Origin of the sequence: Gordonia jacobaea, assembly GCF_001186365.1 — a bacterium.
In the GTDB taxonomy this organism is placed as follows: Bacteria; Actinomycetota; Actinomycetes; order Mycobacteriales; family Mycobacteriaceae; genus Gordonia; species Gordonia jacobaea.
On the sequence record NZ_LDTZ01000018.1, the window covers coordinates 312,016 to 329,421 of the forward strand.

The 17,406-nt window shown below is 65.6% G+C and carries 15 protein-coding genes; 8 read left to right on the forward strand and 7 right to left on the reverse strand.

Annotation, left to right across the window (positions count from 1 at the left end; translation table 11 throughout):
- Positions 1-48 precede the first annotated feature (48 nt).
- The 5 genes from ABW18_RS14770 (at position 49) to ABW18_RS14790 (ending at position 4,205) form a co-directional block, all read left to right on the forward strand.
- Positions 49-993, forward strand: coding sequence for an ABC transporter ATP-binding protein (locus tag ABW18_RS14770; protein WP_049699711.1), 945 nt, complete (start codon positions 49-51; stop codon positions 991-993).
- Positions 994-1,029: 36 nt separating this feature from the next.
- Entirely contained in the window at positions 1,030-1,836 is an 807-nt protein-coding gene (locus ABW18_RS14775; RefSeq protein ID WP_049699712.1) for an ABC transporter permease, read from the forward strand.
- Between the two features lie 61 nt (positions 1,837-1,897).
- Positions 1,898-2,998, forward strand: a complete 1,101-nt coding sequence (locus tag ABW18_RS14780) for a sensor histidine kinase (protein WP_049699713.1) — start codon at positions 1,898-1,900, stop codon at positions 2,996-2,998.
- The gene (locus tag ABW18_RS14785; protein ID WP_049699714.1) at positions 2,995-3,609 is read left to right on the forward strand and encodes a response regulator transcription factor; all 615 of its coding nucleotides are present in this window, start codon (positions 2,995-2,997) and stop codon (positions 3,607-3,609) included. Before ABW18_RS14780 ends, ABW18_RS14785 begins: the two co-directional genes overlap by 4 nt.
- 176 nt (positions 3,610-3,785) lie before the next feature.
- Positions 3,786-4,205 (forward strand): DUF6764 family protein, encoded by a 420-nt coding sequence (locus tag ABW18_RS14790; protein ID WP_049699715.1) that lies wholly within the window; start codon positions 3,786-3,788, stop codon positions 4,203-4,205.
- A 46-nt stretch (positions 4,206-4,251) separates the two neighbouring features.
- On the opposite strand, the gene ABW18_RS14795 is transcribed toward ABW18_RS14790, so the two are convergent.
- Positions 4,252-4,752: a mycothiol transferase gene (locus tag ABW18_RS14795; RefSeq protein WP_049699716.1), complete on the reverse strand. Its 501-nt coding sequence runs from the start codon at positions 4,750-4,752 to the stop codon at positions 4,252-4,254.
- Between the two features lie 156 nt (positions 4,753-4,908).
- On the opposite strand from ABW18_RS14795, the gene ABW18_RS14800 reads away from it, so the two are divergent.
- A complete protein-coding gene (locus ABW18_RS14800) occupies positions 4,909-6,372 on the forward strand; it encodes an LLM class flavin-dependent oxidoreductase (RefSeq protein WP_235434405.1) in 1,464 nt (487 codons plus the stop codon).
- A gap of 21 nt (positions 6,373-6,393) precedes the next feature.
- Positions 6,394-7,956, forward strand: a complete 1,563-nt coding sequence (locus ABW18_RS14805; RefSeq protein ID WP_049699718.1) for a YibE/F family protein — start codon at positions 6,394-6,396, stop codon at positions 7,954-7,956.
- An 83-nt stretch (positions 7,957-8,039) separates the two neighbouring features.
- Here ABW18_RS14805 and ABW18_RS14810 read toward each other — a convergent pair whose 3' ends face one another.
- Both ABW18_RS14810 and ABW18_RS14815 read right to left on the reverse strand, forming a co-directional pair.
- On the reverse strand, positions 8,040-8,942 hold the full coding sequence (locus ABW18_RS14810; RefSeq protein WP_200903270.1) for a serine hydrolase: 903 nt from the start codon (positions 8,940-8,942) through the stop codon (positions 8,040-8,042).
- A 123-nt stretch (positions 8,943-9,065) separates the two neighbouring features.
- Entirely contained in the window at positions 9,066-10,970 is a 1,905-nt protein-coding gene (locus tag ABW18_RS14815) for a fatty acyl-AMP ligase (RefSeq protein WP_049699720.1), read from the reverse strand.
- A gap of 387 nt (positions 10,971-11,357) precedes the next feature.
- On the opposite strand from ABW18_RS14815, the gene gjpA reads away from it, so the two are divergent.
- Positions 11,358-13,034, forward strand: coding sequence for an outer membrane porin GjpA (gene gjpA / locus ABW18_RS14820; RefSeq protein ID WP_049699721.1), 1,677 nt, complete (start codon positions 11,358-11,360; stop codon positions 13,032-13,034).
- 108 nt (positions 13,035-13,142) lie between these two features.
- On the opposite strand, the gene ABW18_RS14825 is transcribed toward gjpA, so the two are convergent.
- The 4 genes from ABW18_RS14825 to sfnG all read right to left on the reverse strand — a co-directional run bounded on the left by ABW18_RS14825 (position 13,143) and on the right by sfnG (position 17,403).
- Positions 13,143-14,039 carry a serine hydrolase gene (locus ABW18_RS14825; RefSeq protein ID WP_049699722.1) on the reverse strand — a complete coding sequence of 299 codons (897 nt, stop codon included), beginning with the start codon at positions 14,037-14,039 and terminating at the stop codon, positions 13,143-13,145.
- Positions 14,040-14,108: 69 nt separating this feature from the next.
- Complete coding sequence (locus tag ABW18_RS14830; protein WP_235434395.1) at positions 14,109-14,849, reverse strand: flagellar basal body-associated FliL family protein; 741 nt, start codon at positions 14,847-14,849, stop codon at positions 14,109-14,111.
- Between the two features lie 143 nt (positions 14,850-14,992).
- Positions 14,993-16,210 carry an SfnB family sulfur acquisition oxidoreductase gene (locus ABW18_RS14835; RefSeq protein WP_049699723.1) on the reverse strand — a complete coding sequence of 406 codons (1,218 nt, stop codon included), beginning with the start codon at positions 16,208-16,210 and terminating at the stop codon, positions 14,993-14,995.
- Between the two features lie 83 nt (positions 16,211-16,293).
- A complete protein-coding gene (gene sfnG, locus ABW18_RS14840) occupies positions 16,294-17,403 on the reverse strand; it encodes a dimethylsulfone monooxygenase SfnG (RefSeq protein WP_049699831.1) in 1,110 nt (369 codons plus the stop codon).
- Between the last annotated feature and the right edge of the window lie 3 nt (positions 17,404-17,406).

Here is a 17,406-nt window from a genome sequence, read left to right on the forward strand (position 1 = left end):
GACATCTGCTCTGTGTGTGGGCGCGCCCGCGGCGCGAGTCTTGATGTCATGAACAACACCGATTCCACCGCGATTCGCGCAGCCAGCTCGCCGCAGACCGCGCCGGCACTCGTCATCGACGGCGTCACGAAGACCTTTCGCAGCGGCAACGGTTCGCGGCTCACCGCCGTCGACGACCTCAGCCTGACGATCCGCCCCGGCGAGGTCGTGGCCTTTCTCGGGCCGAACGGAGCAGGTAAGACCACGACACTCGACATGGTTCTCGGTCTGACACAACCGGATTCGGGCACCGTCGAGGTGTATGGCCTGTCGGCCAGGAAGGCCGCGCGGACCGGCCGCGTCGCCGCGGTTCTGCAGAGCGGCGGTCTGCTCCCCGACTTCACAGTCGAAGAGACCATGCGAATCATCGCGGATCTGCACGGGCGCACGCGCGACGTCGAATCGGCGATGGCACGTGCAGGCATCGCGGAGATCGCCGGGCGCAAGGTTTCCCGATGCTCGGGTGGCGAGCAGCAACGTCTCAAGTTCGCGTTGGCGACGCTGCCCGATCCCGACCTCATCGTGCTCGACGAGCCGACGGCCGGAATGGACGTGGAGTCACGACGTGCCTTCTGGTCGGCGATTCGTGCCGATGCCGGCGCAGGCCGCACCGTCGTCTTCGCCACCCACTATCTCGAAGAGGCCGACGACTTCGCTGACCGCATCGTGATGGTCTCGCACGGACGCGTCGTCGCCGACGGTTCGACGGCCGAGATCCGCAACGTCGCAAGTCGACGTGTGGTGTCGGCGATCATCGACGACACCGCCATTGCCGCCGTCGGTGCGGCGATTCCCGATCTCGAGGTGGTCGAGCGCCGGGGTGGACGAACGTATCTGTCCGCCAACGATTCCGATGCCCTCGCGCGGTGTCTTCTGACCACGACCGACGCACGCGAGCTCGAGGTGGCGACCCACAACCTCGAAGACGCCTTCATCGCGCTCACCACCGACTGACCAGCACACCCCCGCACACCGAAAGGCTCGACCACCATGAACGTGAATACCGCCGACGCACCGACCACGACGGCGTCGGACTCCCTTCGGGGGTTCTTCGCCTCACCCACCTATCTCCGCCTCGACATCCGTCGTGTCATGCGCAATCGTCGCGCGATGATCTTCACAGTCGTGATGCCCGCCCTGCTCTACCTCGTCTTCGGAGCAACCCAGACGACAAGCGATGCAGTGGGATCCGGCAACGTCGCCTTCTACGTTCTCATCGGTATGGCCGTCTACGGGGCGATCCTCGCTGCAGCCACGAATGCCGCGTCGGTGGCGATCGAGCAACAAGCAGGGTGGACGCGAACGCTCATGATGACGCCGCTGCAACCCGCGGGTTACGTGGCAACGAAAATCGGTGTGGCCCTCGCGATGGGGGCACTGCCGATCGCGGTGCTCTGCATCGCCGGAATCGCCACCGGTGCGCACGCACCCTTCGGCATCTGGATCGCATGCCTCCTGCTCGGATGGATCGGGGCGTCGGTGTTCGCGGCGTTCGGCCTCGCAGTGGGCAGCCTCATGCGGTCCGACGGGGCGATGCAGGTGATGGGTGGCGTACTGGCGCTCCTCGCCTTCGCAGGCAACGTCTTCGTTCCGCTCAAGGGAACCATGCTGACCATCTCCCAGTTCACCCCGATGTTCGGAGTGGTGACCCTGGCGCGCTACCCCCTCGACCACGGCGTGACGGTGTACGGGACGCATATCGGACTCTGGGTCGCGGTCGCCAATCTGGTCATCTGGGCCGCAGTGTTCTCGGTCGCTGCCGCGGTCTTCTACAGTCGCAGTACACAGCGCCAGTGAGTGCGCGAGACCAACGACGGACCAGCAGGAGAACACCGCCCATGACGATCGGGAGTGCGTGATGGCACGGTGGTTCGGCTCGGCCGGCGCGGTGACACCCTGGCGCAATCTGCGCTGGGTGTTCACCGCTGTCTGGCTCATTTTTCTCGCATACCCCATCGGCGCCGTCGCGACCTCCGACCATTCCACCGCGACGAAGGCGATCGGATTCACCCTCCTGACCCTGTTCGCGCTGTCCTACCTGTTGGCGAGCGTGTACCTGCTCACCGGCACGGCAGAGACCGATCTGCGCGGCGTCCCCTTGTTCGTACTTCTCGTGCTCCTCATGGTCGGGCTGTTCCCGATCATCGACGAGAACGCCTTCGGCGCAGCGCCATTCCTGATGGTCGTCGCCGCGTTCTGCTTTCCGACGCGATGGGCACTGATCTGCGTCGCCGCCGTCGTTGTCGCCTCGGTTGCCCTCCCCCGCCTGTTCGGGTGGCACACCGATGCCAGCATCGTGCTCGTCCTGCTTGCCGTCGGACTGACCATGCTCGGATTTCGATTCGTCGCGGTGCGCGAGGGCGAGCGCGAACGCGAGGAGGAGCGTCGACGAGAACTCAACGCACGACTGGCCGTCGTCGCGGAACGCGAGCGCGTCGCCCGCGACGTCCACGACATCCTCGGCCACTCGTTGACGGTCATCAGTGTGAAAACCGAACTCGCACAGCGGCTCATCGAGCTCGACCCAGAACGTGCGCAGCGAGAACTGGGTGAGGTCAATCAGTTGACCCGCGACGCGCTCGCGCAGGTGCGCACGACCGTCGGACGCATACGCACACCGGATCTGCCCGACACCATCGCAGGCGTCGACAGCGCGTTGCACGCGGCGGACATCGTGGCAACGTTGCCTGAGCCGACCGTCGAAACTCTCCACGCCGAACTCTTCGCCTGGGTATTGCGCGAGGCCGTCACCAACGTCGTCAGACACAGCGGAGCACAGCACTGCGAGGTGCTGATCGACGGATCGTCGATGTCGGTTCACGACGACGGACGCGGTCTCGGCGACGCCGAGCACGGTAACGGATTGCGCGGTCTTCGTGAGCGCGTCGAATCCGCAGGCGGCACAGTGCACTTCGACTCTGATTCGACGGGAACGACAGTGCGGGTGCAGATCTCATGACCGACTCGATCCGACTACTCCTCGCCGACGACCAGGCGCTCGTCCGGGGCGCGCTGGCCGCACTGCTCGACCTCGAACCCGACCTCGACGTGGTCGCCCAGGTCGGCCGAGGCGACGAGGTGGTCGAGGCCGCCCGCGCATCCGACGCGCAGGTCTGCCTACTCGACATCGAGATGCCCGGAGCCGACGGCATCGAGGCCGCTGCGGCGATACGCACACAACTTCCGCAGGTGCGTTCGCTGATCGTGACCACGTTCGGCCGTCCGGGTTACCTCCGTCGCGCGATCGACGCGGGAGCATCGGGATTCGTCGTGAAGGACACCCCCGCTGCCCAACTCGCCGATGCCGTCAGACGTGTGCACGCGGGACTGCGCGTCGTCGACCCGACGCTCGCGACGGAAAGTCTTGCCAGCGGCGAGAATCCGTTGACTGCGCGCGAAACCGATGTGCTGCGCGCAGCGATGTCGGGCGCGACGGTCGCAACGATCGCGGCGCAGGTTCATCTCTCCGCAGGCACCGTGCGCAACCACCTGTCGTCGGCCATCGGGAAGACCGGCGCGAGCACGCGCGGCGAGGCCGCGCACATCGCGCGCGATCGCGGCTGGATCTGACACTTCTTTCCCGCAGAAAGTTGCAGCTCCCGCGCCTCTCGCATGTACCGGTACATACGGAGGCCACAGGGGGCGCAGTTTTCTGCGCGTCGGTTCCCATCCGCGGCCCGCACCTGCTCCGAATCGCTGATGCTCGTCCACCGACATACTTCATCTACCGATACAAGGAGCTTCACATGCGGAACACAGCCCGAATCGCATTGGGTGCACTGGTCGCAACAGCAGGCGCGGGAGCAATCGCATTCGCCGCGGCACCCGACGCCGCTGCCGCACCGACGATCTGTCCGGCCCTGCCGGGACAGAGTTCGACAATGCCTGGCTGCACAGCGGATTCCGGCCCAACAGGACTGAGCTTGGCGGTCGTCGACAACGGCGGTACGGCGTCGTCGAAGGCAGACCACTATGCCGGTCCTGCGGCAATTGCGTTGGGCCCCAAGGCTTCCGTGACGATGACCGGTATCAAGCCGGGACTCGCGATCGGCATCGCCGGGCCGGGCGCCACCGTGGTGGTCGACGGTAAGAACGGACCCACCTGCACCGGTGGAACCTCGTTCGCGGGCGACTTCCAAACCCTCAAGGGCTGCTGGAAGCCCTGAGCCAGAACGTCTTTCACTCACCTATGACCGCCAGCGCCGGGCGGTGCTACAGGTGTAGCCCTCGAAGGTAGGCAGCCTGCCCGAGGTGCTTCGCGTCGTCGTCGACGATGCTGACCAGGCGCACACCGAGCGTAACGGGAGGGTCCCAGCGATCGTCCACGATACGGTCGAGGTCGGCATCGTCGAGCGTCGCGAGGTAGGCGACCGATGCGTCGTGTGTGGCGTCGTAGTAGCCGAGCAGCTGGTCGGGTTCGGCTACTACGCGTCGCGTCTCCTCGGGCGACTGCCCATAGCCGGTGGCCTCCTTGCCGAACGGCAGAGCAAAACTCTCGTACCACCCATCTCTGGTCCAGACCTGATCGAAGCCTGCGACGTCGGCGATCTGCGCGTCCTGGACTCGCGTGAGGTGCCAGATCAGCCAGGCTATGGTGTTGGCCCCCGGCGCCACCGTGAGGCCCAGCCGCTCTTCGTCGATTCCGTCGAGGACACCGTGGACCCCGTCCTTGATGCGGCTCAATCCGTCGAGGAGAACTTCCGAGGCATTCATGCCACTCATTCGTACCCCTTTGGCCCGCGGTGCGCACAAACCTGGCGTAACCCGGCGTCACGCCGGACGATCGGCCGAGTGTCTGACAGCCATCACCCTTCCGCCCCGAGTTCGCGATCGACCGCAGCGCGACCCATCCGGTTCAACGCATTCGACATGAACTGCGTCGCGCACCAATCCCCCGGCCTCTGGCGTCACCCCGCTGACCGATCGTGGGACTACAACACCCTCGACTACTGGGTCGAGCTTTCCCGACTGCTGGAAACAGGCGGATTCGACGGCCTGTTCATCGCCGACGTACTCGGCACCTACGACGTCTACGCGGGCACCGACGAAGCCGCGATCAGGCAGGGCGCGCAGATCCCCGTCAACGACCCGCTGCTGCTGGTGTCGGCCATGGCGCATGCGACGCAGCACCTCGGCTTCGGGATCACGACGGGCACCGGATTCGAGCATCCGTATCCGTTCGCGCGCCGATTGTCGACGCTGGACCATCTCACCAAGGGCAGGATCGGCTGGAACGTGGTGACCGGCTACCTGCCGTCGGCCGCGCGCAACATGGGCGACGACGATCAGCTCGCGCACAACGACCGCTACGACCACGCCGACGAGTACTTGACCGTGCTCTACAAACTCTGGGAGGGCTCGTGGGAGCGCGACGCGGTACTCCGCGACCGCAGCTCCGGTGTGTTCGCCGACCCGTCGAAAGTCCACCACGTCGGACACCGCGGTAAGCACTTCACCGTGCCGGGCATCCATTTGTCGGAGCCGTCGCCGCAGGGCTCACCCGTCATCTACCAGGCCGGAGCCTCACCTCGCGGACGACGCTTCGCTGCGCAGAATGCCGAAGCCATCTTCGTCGCGGCTCCCACCAAGCAGATCCTGCGCGAGACCGTCGCCAAGATCCGCGAGGAACTCGTTATCGCGGGTCGCGATCCCTACGACGCACGGATCTACACGCTCCTGACGATCATCACCGACGCCACGCCGGAGGCCGCACGCGCCAAGGCCACCGAATACCAGCGACTGGCCAGCGACGAGGGCTCACTGGTGTTCATGTCGGGCTGGATGGGTATCGACCTCGCGTCGTATGACCTCGACGAACCGATCGGCAACGTGGCGAGCAACGCAATCCAGTCCGCGGTGGCCGCCTTCCAGCAGGCATCCGACACCGGCGAGCAGTGGCGGGTGCGCGACATCGCGGCGTGGGGTGGCATCGGCGGTATGGGGCCCGTGCTGATCGGGTCCGGCGACGAGGTGGCTTCAGCCCTGCTCGAATGGGCCGCCGAAACCGACGTCGACGGCTTCAACCTCGCGTACGCCGTGACGCCCGGCACCTTCTCCGACGTCATCACCCATGTGGTGCCCGCGCTGGAGCGGCGAGGTGCCTACGAGCGGGAGTACGTGCCGGGGACGTTGCGCAACAAGCTGTTCGGACGAGGTGATCTGCTTCCGGACAACCACCGCGGAGCGTCGTACCGAGTCGGGGGCGCAGGGTCGACCATCGACGACTCGGTCCGCGACGCGGCAGCGCGAGTCGACACCGATGCGGCAGCACGAGTCGGTACCGATGCGGCAGCACGAGTCGGTAACGATACGGTCGGTGCCGCGACGCGCTGACTCGCCGCCTAAGGTGGCGGGGTGAGTCGCGATTCCGGACCCCACCGCACGCACGTCGGACACTCGCACAGTCATTCGCTGTCGGAGATCCCGGCGGCGTTGTCTCCGTTCGCGAAACGATTCGTCGTCGTCACCCTGACGATTGCCGGAATCGCCGTCATCGTCGGGATGGTGCTGCTGTGGCCGTCAGGTGGGAGCCATCCGATTCCGCCGCAGTTCAGAGGCGCTGACGGCGGAGCGATCACGACCGTTTCGGGCAAGGTGGTCGGACAATCACGTGGCCCCTGCCTCAACCAACTCGTCGGAACCGCGCAGGATTCGCCTGACTTCGGCACTACGCCGACTCCGAACGGCCCGTGCATCGAGAACACCGTCAAGCTCGAATCGGGAAGTGACTCAGGCAAATACACATTGCTCGAGATCCCGACGAATCGGGCGCAGGCCGGCAGCGGACCGGACAGCGTCGCACCCGACCCGTCGACCCTCGACGAACCGCAGGCGGGCCAACCGTCTCTCTCCCCCGGCGACGCCATCCGGCTGAGCACGGTACCTGGGCCCGACGGCGCTCCGCGCTACACGTTCTTCGACTTCTCGCGTGGGATACCGACGCTGATCTGGGCAGTGCTGTTCGTGGGCGCCGTGGTCCTGGTGGCGGCCTGGCGTGGCCTGCGGTCCATCATCGGTCTCGTCTTCGCCTTCGCCGTGCTCGGCGTGTTCACCCTGCCCGCGATTCTCGACGGTGAGTCGCCCGTCGCGGTGGCCGTGGTGTCATCGGCCGCGATTCTCTTCGTCGTTCTGTATCTGGCGCACGGCATCAGCCTTAGGACGAGCTCGGCGCTGCTGGGCACATTGAGTTCGCTCGTGCTCGCAGGCGTGCTGAGCTGGCTCGCGATCAGGACCATGCATCTCACCGGGTTGTCGGGCGATCAGACCACCAACCTGCAGGTCTACCAGGGCAGCATCTCGATCAGCGGCCTGCTGCTCGCCGGATTCATCATCGGCACCCTCGGCGTTCTCAACGACGTCACGATCACCCAGGCGTCGGCGGCATTCGAACTCGCGGGCGCGGGAGAACCGACCCGCCTCGCAACTTTCCGGGCAGCGATGCGCGTCGGCCGAGACCACATCGCGAGCACCGTCTACACCCTCGTCTTCGCATACGCGGGCAGCGCTCTACCGCTACTCCTGTTGTTCTCGGTTGCGCGGCAACCCTTCTCGTCTCTGCTGACCACCGACGCCGTCGCCGTCGAACTGGCGCGATCTTTCGTCGGCGGCATCGCCATCGCCCTATCCGTGCCCCTGACCACTGCGATCGCCGCCGCCCTCACCTATCCGACGCCCCGCGCCGCCGAACCGGAAGTCCACACGACGCCCCGCGCCGCCGACTCGAAAGTCCGCACGACTCCCCGTGCCGCCGAGCCGGAGGCCCACGCGACTCCCCGTGCCGCCGAACCGGAAGTCCGGACGTCGCGCCGCGCGGAAGAGCAGGAAGAGCGCCAGGCGCGCGAGCCTCAGACGCCTGTGCGCGGGAGGAGCGTCCCACCTTCGCCGCCCCGCTCGGGCCGCCACTCCATGCCGGAGTGACACTGCCGACTGGGCGCCCCACACCGCCGACTGGGCGCTTCATACGGCCGACTGGGCGCCTCATACCGTCGAGTGTGCGCAGTTCAGAGCACAGAGCACTTCCCCGCCGGAATCGACGTGAAGTTCTGGCCGAGCCAATCGCCGACCTTGGTCAGCATCTTTGTGCCGTCCTCGAATTTGCCGCTGGCCGGGCGGGCAGCCATCGCAACCGCGACCTCGCCCTGGTCGGTTGAGATGAGGCCGAGCTGGCGCACCAGGTAGCCGGGCGCCGCGTGAGTGGCAGGCCCCCATCCCCCCTTCACCGCGGTGACCGCGTGCCGCTTGGGACCGAGGTCGGCGATGCCCCACCGCTGGTTCGGTGCCACCGAGCCCATGTGGTCGAGGATGTTCTTACTGTTCGGCATGCACGGTAGATGCGCGCCGAATCGGGCCTGGTCGGCCAGCGCCCACTGTGTGTAGCCCGGATACGAACGCGGAGTGTCGATCTCGGAACTGACCCGAGTCGCCATGTCATGACCTTCGCGCAGGACAGCGGTCACCGCGTCGACCGATGCCTTGCCACCGCCGAGTGATCCCCATAGGTCGCCTGCTGCGTCATTGTCGGAGAACGTGATCGCCTTGTCCTCCTTGACGAGGATCGACGCACCGTTCTTACGCTCGGCCGCGAGTGCGACAGGGACCTTGAAGGTCGACCACGCCCGCCCCGTTTTGAGCGTCCCGAAGGACTGTGCGGCGTCGGACCCGACGGGAACCAAGGACACGCCGAGCTGGCCGGGAGTCGCTTTGCGTATCGACTTCTGCGCGACCGCCCAGCTATCCGCGAGCCGCTTGGCCGGGGGCACCGGTGGGCGCAACCACGTCGCGATCGGCTCAGGGAGCGGCGGCAGTCGAAACGGCGCCGGGGCCGCATGTGCGCTGCCGGCGCCGAGGACGACCGCAGTCACAGCAACGACGACCACCACACAAAGTCGTTTGTACAAAGTCACATCTGTCCCTCTAGTCACTTGAGTAACAGACGTTACGGCCCTGCCGCGCCCCAAGCGACCCCGAGGGCGTCACAACTCGGTATCGCCGGCGCCCAGGCGGGAGGCGCGCACAGATGGGCGTCCTCAGCCCGGCTGCCCGACGTTCCTGCCCGACGCGACAACGAGCCGCACCAGTTCGGCACCCGCAACCGCCCTCTCGAGTTCTTTCGCTCGCGCCACGTCGTCGGCGGCCGAGGGGGTCTGCCACCGAGCGACTGGCGACAGGGAACCATCGAGAAACAGCTCTCGACATCGGCTGCGCTGGATCTTGCCGCTCGATGTCGTCGGGATCGACTGTGGATCGACCAGAAACACCGAATGAGGATCGACGCCGTACCGGTCGGCCACAGCCACCCGCACACTTTCGATGATCTCGGCGAGCGCATCCGCATCGCCCGCACCCTCGTGATCGACATCGACTTCCTGGATGATGACCAGTCGTTCGGCCGCACGCAATCCCGGCGTGAACGCGAATGCCGCTCCACGACCAGACAGGAGAGACGCGTGGCAACCCTGCACGGAGAACTCGATGTCGTTGGGATAGTGGTGCCCGCCGCGAATCACGACGAGATCTTTGCACCGTCCGGTGACAAACAACTCGCCGTCACGAAGAAACCCGAGGTCGCCGGTGCGCAGGAACGGCCCGACGTTGGTGTCGGCGATCGACGCACCAAAGGTGTGCTCGGTTTCCTCGGGTCGACGCCAGTACCCTGCCCCGACACTGCTACCCGCACACCAGATCTCACCGACCCGTCCTTCTCCGCACCGCACCCGCGTCACCGGATCGACGATCGCCACCTCGCCGGCGCGCGGCTCTCCACACCCGACGACGGTCATGGCACCTGATGTCGTCGACTCCCCCGACACCGCCTCAGCAGTCGCCGCTCCCAATGTCATTGACTCGGCGGGAAACTCACACTCGACGACCCTGTCTTCTGCGAGCGCCTCACGATCGAGATGCACCACGCGAGGCGACGCCGGATCGGGCCGGCCCGTGACGAGAAGTGTCGCTTCAGCCAGGCCGTAGACCGCGGAGAACGCCTCTCGCGCGAATCCGGCTGGAGCGAATCCCTCTGCGAATCGTCGCAGTGTTGTCTCCTGTACGGGCTCGGCGCCATTCATGGCGGTGCGCAACGCCGAAAGATCAAGTGCTGCACGTTCTTCGGCAGTGCTGTGCTCAATGCACAACTCGTAGGCGAAGTTTGGCGCGACGGTGTAGGTCGCGGCCGACGTGGAGAGTAGTTCCATCCACGCCATTGGTCGTTTGATGAACGCCGTCGGCGACATGAAATGTGCTGTGCAGCCGAGATAGATCATCGACAGCACACCGCCGATCAGTCCCATGTCATGGTGAGAAGGAAGCCAGAATGCTCCGACGTCAGAGTCGGTACCGTTCCACGACGAACGGATGGCCTCCATATTCCGCATCAGGTTGTCATGTTTGAGGACAACGCCTTTCGGCGTCGTGGTCGATCCTGATGTGTACTGGATCATCGCGACCGTCGTCGCGTCGATGTCCGGCGCCACCCAGTCGTCGGCGTCCGCGGTAACCGCATCCATCAGGCCCCAGTTGAGATCGCCGCCCTCACCGAGCGTGTCGAGCATTGTCTTGATCCCCGGCTGAGTCTCCGACACTCCCAGCGCGAAACGAGCACGTGCATCGGGCACTACCGACGACAGTCGAGGGGCAAGTCGCTCATGCACGGGTACCGCGACCGCACCGGCGTAGACACATCCGAAAAAGCCTGCGATGTGGTCTAATCCGGGTCGACAGAGCACCAGCACGCGCTCGCCCGCCGCACCCTTGCTCTGCAACTCGGCGGCGATCGCACGAGCCCTGGTATCCAGATCCCGATAGGTCAACACACTCGTGTTCTCACCGTCGCCGTTGTACGAGAAGGCAAACGCGACCTTGTCGGCGTACCGATCCGCCCGCTGCCGGAGCAGTTCGAGCAGAGTGTCGTCGGTGAGTTTTGCATGCTTGGACATCGGCCACCTTCGTCGGTCGTGATCTCGGTGCCGCGTCGAGTCCGCGGCGCCGTAAACGACGACCCGTCTTTCGCGTTCTGTTCAGGTCGTCGGGCGCGAGGGACGATACCCGAGCCACGGTCGCCGGATGCCACTTTTCTCAGGTTCCACAGCTCACTACGCCACCGGAACCTACCCGTCGGTACTCAAATATCGCGAATCTTCGACTAACTATTACTAGGTTCGCCGCCGTCCTGACCTGGCTCTTTAATGATCCAACACCGCGAAAGACCCTTAGTTAATGCTTCGTGTACCAAAACAAACTTTTCGAAAAGCCCCTCTCTCAGCTCCTTCTGGCTCTACGTTCAGACCGCACTCAAGTTCTTGCACATGCCCCGAGGAGAGTCCGTGCAGCGTTCAGCTCCAATCGCCCTGCAAGGCGATATCGAAGTTCCCAAAAAATCCCCCCGTGCGTGGGTTGCCGCTGGTGTCGCCATCGCCGGTGCGAGCGTCATGGCCGTCGCGCCCGGCGTTCATTCCGAGGTACCCACCGCCTACAAGGCAACCACCGAGGCGACCGTCCGTCTCGCCGCCGACTGGAAGCCACTCGAGCCGTACATCGATGCCTTCAACGAGGCGTCGAAAAATGCTGCGACTCTTGCCCATAACTACTTCCTGGCTCCAGGGCTGCCCCTGCAGCAGATCATTTCCAATCAGTCGAAGTATCTCAACGACGTTCTGAACGATCCGTCACAGGCCGACGATGTCTTGAAGAAGATGCGGGCCAACCTCGAAGCCGTGATCACCGGTGTCACCGGTATCGGCGCGAGCGACGAGACGCTCGCGCAGACGAAAGATCACACGGTCGACGGCCTGCACGGGCTGGTGCTGCAGCTGCTACCGCAGTTTCTTCCTGAGGGCGGACCGATCGATCCGGCGACGATCACCGCGATCATGAACGTGTTGGCGTCGCCGATGAGTGGCGTGCTCATCGGTCTTGTCGGCCCCGTGATCAGCCCGGCCGTCGCCGTACTCAACAGCGGAATCGCCATCGCGGCCGCGATCCAAGCGGGCGATCCCGATGCGGTCTTTTCCGATGTGTTCTCCGCTCCGGCCAACGTCGTTGGAGCGGTTTTCAACGGTGCAACACTCGATCTCACCGCTCTGACTCCGATTATCAACGAGACCGGCCTACTCGGTAGCACGACACTGAACTCACTCGACATCGCCTTCGGCGGCCTGTTCACCCCTGGTTCGGTCGGACGCGGGTCCTACGACGGCCCCAACGGCACGTCGATCACCGCGCCAGGCGGGTCGATCCTGAACAGCATCGGCATGAATGTCACTACAGATGCGTTGGGTTTCCCCCTCACCCTCGACATTCCTGGCCAAGCTGTCGGCCCCATCGGCGCAATGGAGGGTCTGTCACAGACCGTGGGAGTGCTCCTCGGCGACGGCTGGGATGGCAAGAACGGCAAGCCGGTTCCGCCCCTTGCCGGTGTGGAGTTCCCGACGATCAGCGACAAGGCCGCAGACAATTGGGCTGCGGCCATCCAGAAGCTGGCCGACACCTTGCTGGGCAAGAAGGATTCCGAGACAACCCCCTCGCCGGTTACCGCCAAGACCGCAGCCGCCGTCGCGACAACCAGCGTCGCGCTGAACTCTGTGGAGTCTGAGTCTGCGAAGGCTGAGTCGGCGAAGACCGAAGTCGCACAGACGGAGTCGAGCTCGACGCCGGCGGGTTCGTCCACCGAAACCAGGACCTCCTCCGCGGCGGAGGAATCCACCTCGGCGAGCCCGACCGCCCAGCCCTCGAGCAGTCAACCCTCGAGTTCGGCGACCGCCCCGGCATCGTCGTCTACCGATGCGCCCTCTGACTCTTCGGATTCGACGCAGGGCTCCGCGTCGAGCGGATCGTCGACGTCGAACGCGGGCACCGACGCGGACACCACGAGCTCTGCGGACACCAAGGGCTCAGCGGGCGCCGGGACCAGTTCGTCCTCGGACACGTCGAGCAAATCGAGCGAATCGAGTGGCGCGGCATCGAGTTCGAGCGATTCGACGTCGTCTGCCAGTACCGACTGACCTGTCACTGAGCGCATACACGGCGGAGCGCCGGATCCGGTACAGGGTCCGGCGCTCCGCTCGTTGTCGTTCCGTCGGAGGCGGGTTGCGAAGGGTGTGCGCTGGGGATCAGCAGGCACCGCGGGGAAGTCGAGCGGCGTTGCGGTTGAGCCAATTTCCGATCGCGTTGAGCGCGGCGATACCGCCCGACATCGAGCCACCCGCGGCGCTCATGGCGACGGCGGTCTGTCGTCCGTCGGAGAATGTGATGAGTCCGATCTGCCTGACCAGGTATGAGCCATCGACGCCAGGACCCCAACCACCTTTCACTGCAGTCGATCTCGGCGTCGACATCACTTCGATGCCCCACTGCTGGTTGCCTGCGACCTGCCCCATCAGCGACACGACGTGCGCTGTTCCCGGCATGCATGGCAGATGGGCGGTGAACGTGGCAGCGGCAGGCAACGTCCACACGGTCTGCCCGAAGACGGTGAATCCGGCGCGCAACCTCTGCGCAGGTACGGTCGACTGAGTGTCGCCACCCTCGCGCAGCACCGCGGTCACCTTACGGGCGGCGACAGCATCGCTCCCCAGCGACGACCACAGCGCCTCGGCAGAAGCGTTGTCGGAGTTGATGATCGCGTTCGATTCAGCGGTCGACGGACCGTTCTGCCGCTCGGCCGCGACGGCAAGCGGCACCTTGATCGTCGACCACGCCACCTGAGGTGTGTTGTCGCCCAGCATGATCGGGCGGCTGTCACCGCGGCCGACCGGTGCCAGAGCAACTCCGACGGGAACCCCGACCTGTGCAGCCACCGCCCCGAATCCGCGTGCCAGCGGATTCGCGACGGGAGCGCTCGACGACGCAGGCGCAGACGCTTGCGATGTGGTCGACCCGGTCACCGTCACTGTGACAGGAGTGACCTGGCCGTCACCACGACCCGCCGTCGAACAGCCTGAAAAGCCAAGAGCGCATACGGCAACCACGCCGATGACGCCGAGAAGACCGCGGCGGTCAGTAGACATAGACCACCGCGTCGTTGCCGCCGCGGCAGGCGACGACGCCGCCCTCCGGTCCGCACGACATCACGTAGCTCAGTCCGGTGACCGGGCTGTAGGCGCTGATAACCCGCGCCTGCCCCTGCACACCCGTGCGCAGGTACCCTCGCGGACCGCTTGCGCGAACGAGCAACTGGTCACCGACGTACCCGCGGAAACCCCTGCGCCACAGGAGACCGCGCCCGGCGGCGGGGTCGCGGGCCCGACCGTCACGGTGGAGGTCTGCGGCGGATTGACCGTCTGCGTGACCGTTGGCGTCGCCTCCGTGTCGGTTGTCGAATCCGAGCTCCGATTGAGCAGGAAGTACGCGCCGACGATGAGCAGGCCGATGATCACCAGGACGGCAATGCAGATCAGCACGATCATCACTGATTTGTCGCGCCCCTGCCGACGACCAGGCGGTGGGTACGACTGCGGGTACGCGGACTGCGGGTAGCCGGGCTGGGGATATCCGGACTGGGGGTACGCGGACTGGGGATAGCCGGACTGCTGGTACGGCCCAGGGGCCGACGGATACGCGGAACCAGGCTGCGACGGTTCGGAATGGGGCGCTTCGGAACGGGGCGATTCCGGATAGGCGTAGTCGGAGTACGCCGGCGGCTCGTAGGCACCCGGCCCAGCGCCCTCGGGCGTGCCAGGGTAGATCGACGGATCCGTGTACGCGTGCGTGGAGTTCCGGTACTCACCCGGGTCACTGCCGGTGGGGTCGTTTCGTGCCTGGTCGTCGCCCGGATTGTCATCGGCGGGACCCGACCGATCGTACGGCGCCGGAGTCACAGTGAACACGCCCGATTCGCGAACATAGGAGTGAGGATATCCGGAATGCCAGATGATGCACGCCGGATTGGCGTGGGTACACCAGCACAATCCCGCCGTTCAGATGACAAGCTCGGATGACCCTACCCCGGATAGCCCCCGCTTCAGATGACCCCGTGAATCGGGGGACTCTCCCCACGCAACACCCAGCGACCGATGTGCTGGTACTTCCAGCGCACCGGGTCGTGCAGGGTGTGTGTTCTCGCGTTTCGCCAGAACCGATCGAGCGAGAGCTCGGCCGACGCGCTGCGTGTGCCCGCCACCTCGAACAACGCTGAGCTCACCGAATTGGACGCACGGTCGGCGACTGTCTTGGCGACAGCGACGGCAATAGACGCCTGGGCGGTAAGCGCTGGATCGTCGACGTCGTCGGCCGTCGCCGCGTCGGCGGCTCTACTCGCCGCGTCGAGCGTCGCTTCTGCCGCCGCGACCTCGACGCCGAGCTCGCCGAAGCGTTGCACCGTCAACAGGTCGGCGTCGGCGCGCTCGACTCCTGCCTCGAACCACGGCCGCGACTTCGTGCGCACGAAGTCGGCGGCTGCGTCGAGTGCGCCGCGCGCGATACCGACGTCGATCGCGACGTGCAGTAGCTGGGCGAATGCGCCGTAGCCGGTCGGTCGAGCGACGGCCGGTGCGCGGGCCACGAGGTCGCCCGGGTCCACGTCGACGCCACTGAACCTGACGGTCCCCGACCCGGTGGTGCGCTGACCGAGACCGTTCCAGTCGTCGACGATCTCGACCCCCGGAGCGTCGGCCGCCACGAATGCGATGTATTCGCCCGGCTCGAACTCGTCTGCGGCGTCACCGGTTTCGGGCTCTTCGGGCAAGCGCGCCAGTACGGCGAGAGTGTGGGCGAACAACGACCCTGTCGCATAGAACTTCTCACCGTCGAGCACGAACCGGTCGTCTTGCCGACGCAGCGTGGTGTTGATGTCTGCGACGGTCTTGCCACCCCGCTCCGACTGCGCATTCGCGACCCGACCACCCTGCAGGACATGACCGAAGATGCGCTGCGCCAACGCATCCGGACCGGCGAGGCGGAGCAGATTCAGATAGACGAAGTGGCTGTGCGGGATCTGCGCGACGTTGGGGTCTGCGGCTGCGAGTAGTCGGGTGACATCCGCGACGACGCTCGGCGCGAGGTCGGGACCGCCGAATCGCTGCGGGACGGTGATCGCCAGAAGCCCCGACGCCGACAGGTCGTTGATCTCCGCGTACGGGAGTCGGCGATCACGGTCGCGCAACGCGGCGTCGACCTCGATCCGCGCCGCGACCTCACGAGCCTTCGCCAACGCCTCCGCGGCGCTGGTCGGCACGACCACTGGATCAGCGGTCGGTACGGTCTCTGCCGGCCGAGCAGTGAAACCTTCTGTCGCCGTTGATGTGTGGGGGTCTGTCGACACCGTCAGACCGTCGCGCTGCGGTCGGCTAGTTCGAGTTCGCGCACCAGCGGCAGCACACGCTCGCCGAAGTACTCGATCTCCTCCTGGAAGTGCAGGAATCCACCGAGAACCAGGTCGACGCCGAGCTTCTTGTACGCGACGATCCGCTCGGCGACCTGCTCCGGGGTACCGATCAGTTGCGTACGGAAGCCGTCGTTGTACTGCACCAGATCCTCGAACGACGAGTCGGCCCACATGCCCTTCTTGTCGCCGGTCGAGCTGCCCGCCTGCTGTACCGCACTCCGAAAACCCTCCACCGCAGGCTTGTTCGCCTTCTCGACGATCTCGCGCAGGGTGTCACGCGCCTCCGCTTCGGTGTCTCGCGCGATGATGAATCCGTTGAGTCCGAAGCGCACTTCGCGGTTGTGTGCGCGGGCCACGGCACGCAGGTCGTCGAGTTGCTCGGTGACGCCGTCGAAGTCTTTGCCGTTGGAGAAGTACCAGTCGGAGTAGCGGCCACCGTTGTTGCGTGCGGCCGTGGAGTTACCACCCTGGAACAGTTCGGGATTGGGCCGTTCCGGAGTGTTGAGCGGCTTGGGCTTGAGGGTGAAGTCGTGGATGCGGTAGAAGTCTCCGCGGTAGTCGACGTTGTCCTCGGTCCAGATCTTGCGGATCACCTCGAGGAACTCGCCGCTACGTCGGTAGCGCTCGTCGTGCTCGAGCCAGGGCTCGCCGAGGTGGGTGAACTCGTCCTTGAACCAACCACTCACCACGTTGATCGCAAATCGCCCGCCCGACAAGATGTCTGCGGTCGCGCCGAACTTGGCGAGCACTGCGGGATGCCACAGTCCGGGGTGAATGGCCGCGATCAGCTTCAGACGTTCGGTCGCACCGAGGAGAGCGAGGCTGAACGACGTCGACTCGTGCTGGAACTCGGCCCCGTAACTCGCTTCGTACCGCACCTGGCTGAGCGCGTACTCGAATCCGTTGTTCTCGGCCGTCTGCGCGAGGCGCTTGTTGTACTCGAAGTCCCACCCGGTTCGCTGCTCGATGTCGCTCGTCACGAGTCCACCGGATACGTTCGGGACCCAATACGCGAACTTGATCTCGTCGGCGATCTTCTCGGTGGACATGAC

Bases quoted from the DNA above. Each gene is read 5' to 3' on its own strand.
- sfnG (WP_049699831.1), bottom strand. From the start codon at position 17,403: ATGTCCACCGAGAAGATCGCCGACGAGATCAAGTTCGCGTATTGGGTC.
- ABW18_RS14785 (WP_049699714.1), top strand. From the start codon at position 2,995: ATGACCGACTCGATCCGACTACTCCTCGCCGACGACCAGGCGCTCGTC.
- ABW18_RS14780 (WP_049699713.1), top strand. From the start codon at position 1,898: ATGGCACGGTGGTTCGGCTCGGCCGGCGCGGTGACACCCTGGCGCAAT.
- ABW18_RS14775 (WP_049699712.1), top strand. From the start codon at position 1,030: ATGAACGTGAATACCGCCGACGCACCGACCACGACGGCGTCGGACTCC.
- ABW18_RS14795 (WP_049699716.1), bottom strand. From the start codon at position 4,752: ATGAATGCCTCGGAAGTTCTCCTCGACGGATTGAGCCGCATCAAGGAC.
- ABW18_RS14800 (WP_235434405.1), top strand. From the start codon at position 4,909: ATGAACTGCGTCGCGCACCAATCCCCCGGCCTCTGGCGTCACCCCGCT.
- ABW18_RS14770 (WP_049699711.1), top strand. From the start codon at position 49: ATGAACAACACCGATTCCACCGCGATTCGCGCAGCCAGCTCGCCGCAG.
- ABW18_RS14825 (WP_049699722.1), bottom strand. From the start codon at position 14,039: ATGTCTACTGACCGCCGCGGTCTTCTCGGCGTCATCGGCGTGGTTGCC.
- ABW18_RS14815 (WP_049699720.1), bottom strand. From the start codon at position 10,970: ATGTCCAAGCATGCAAAACTCACCGACGACACTCTGCTCGAACTGCTC.
- ABW18_RS14790 (WP_049699715.1), top strand. From the start codon at position 3,786: ATGCGGAACACAGCCCGAATCGCATTGGGTGCACTGGTCGCAACAGCA.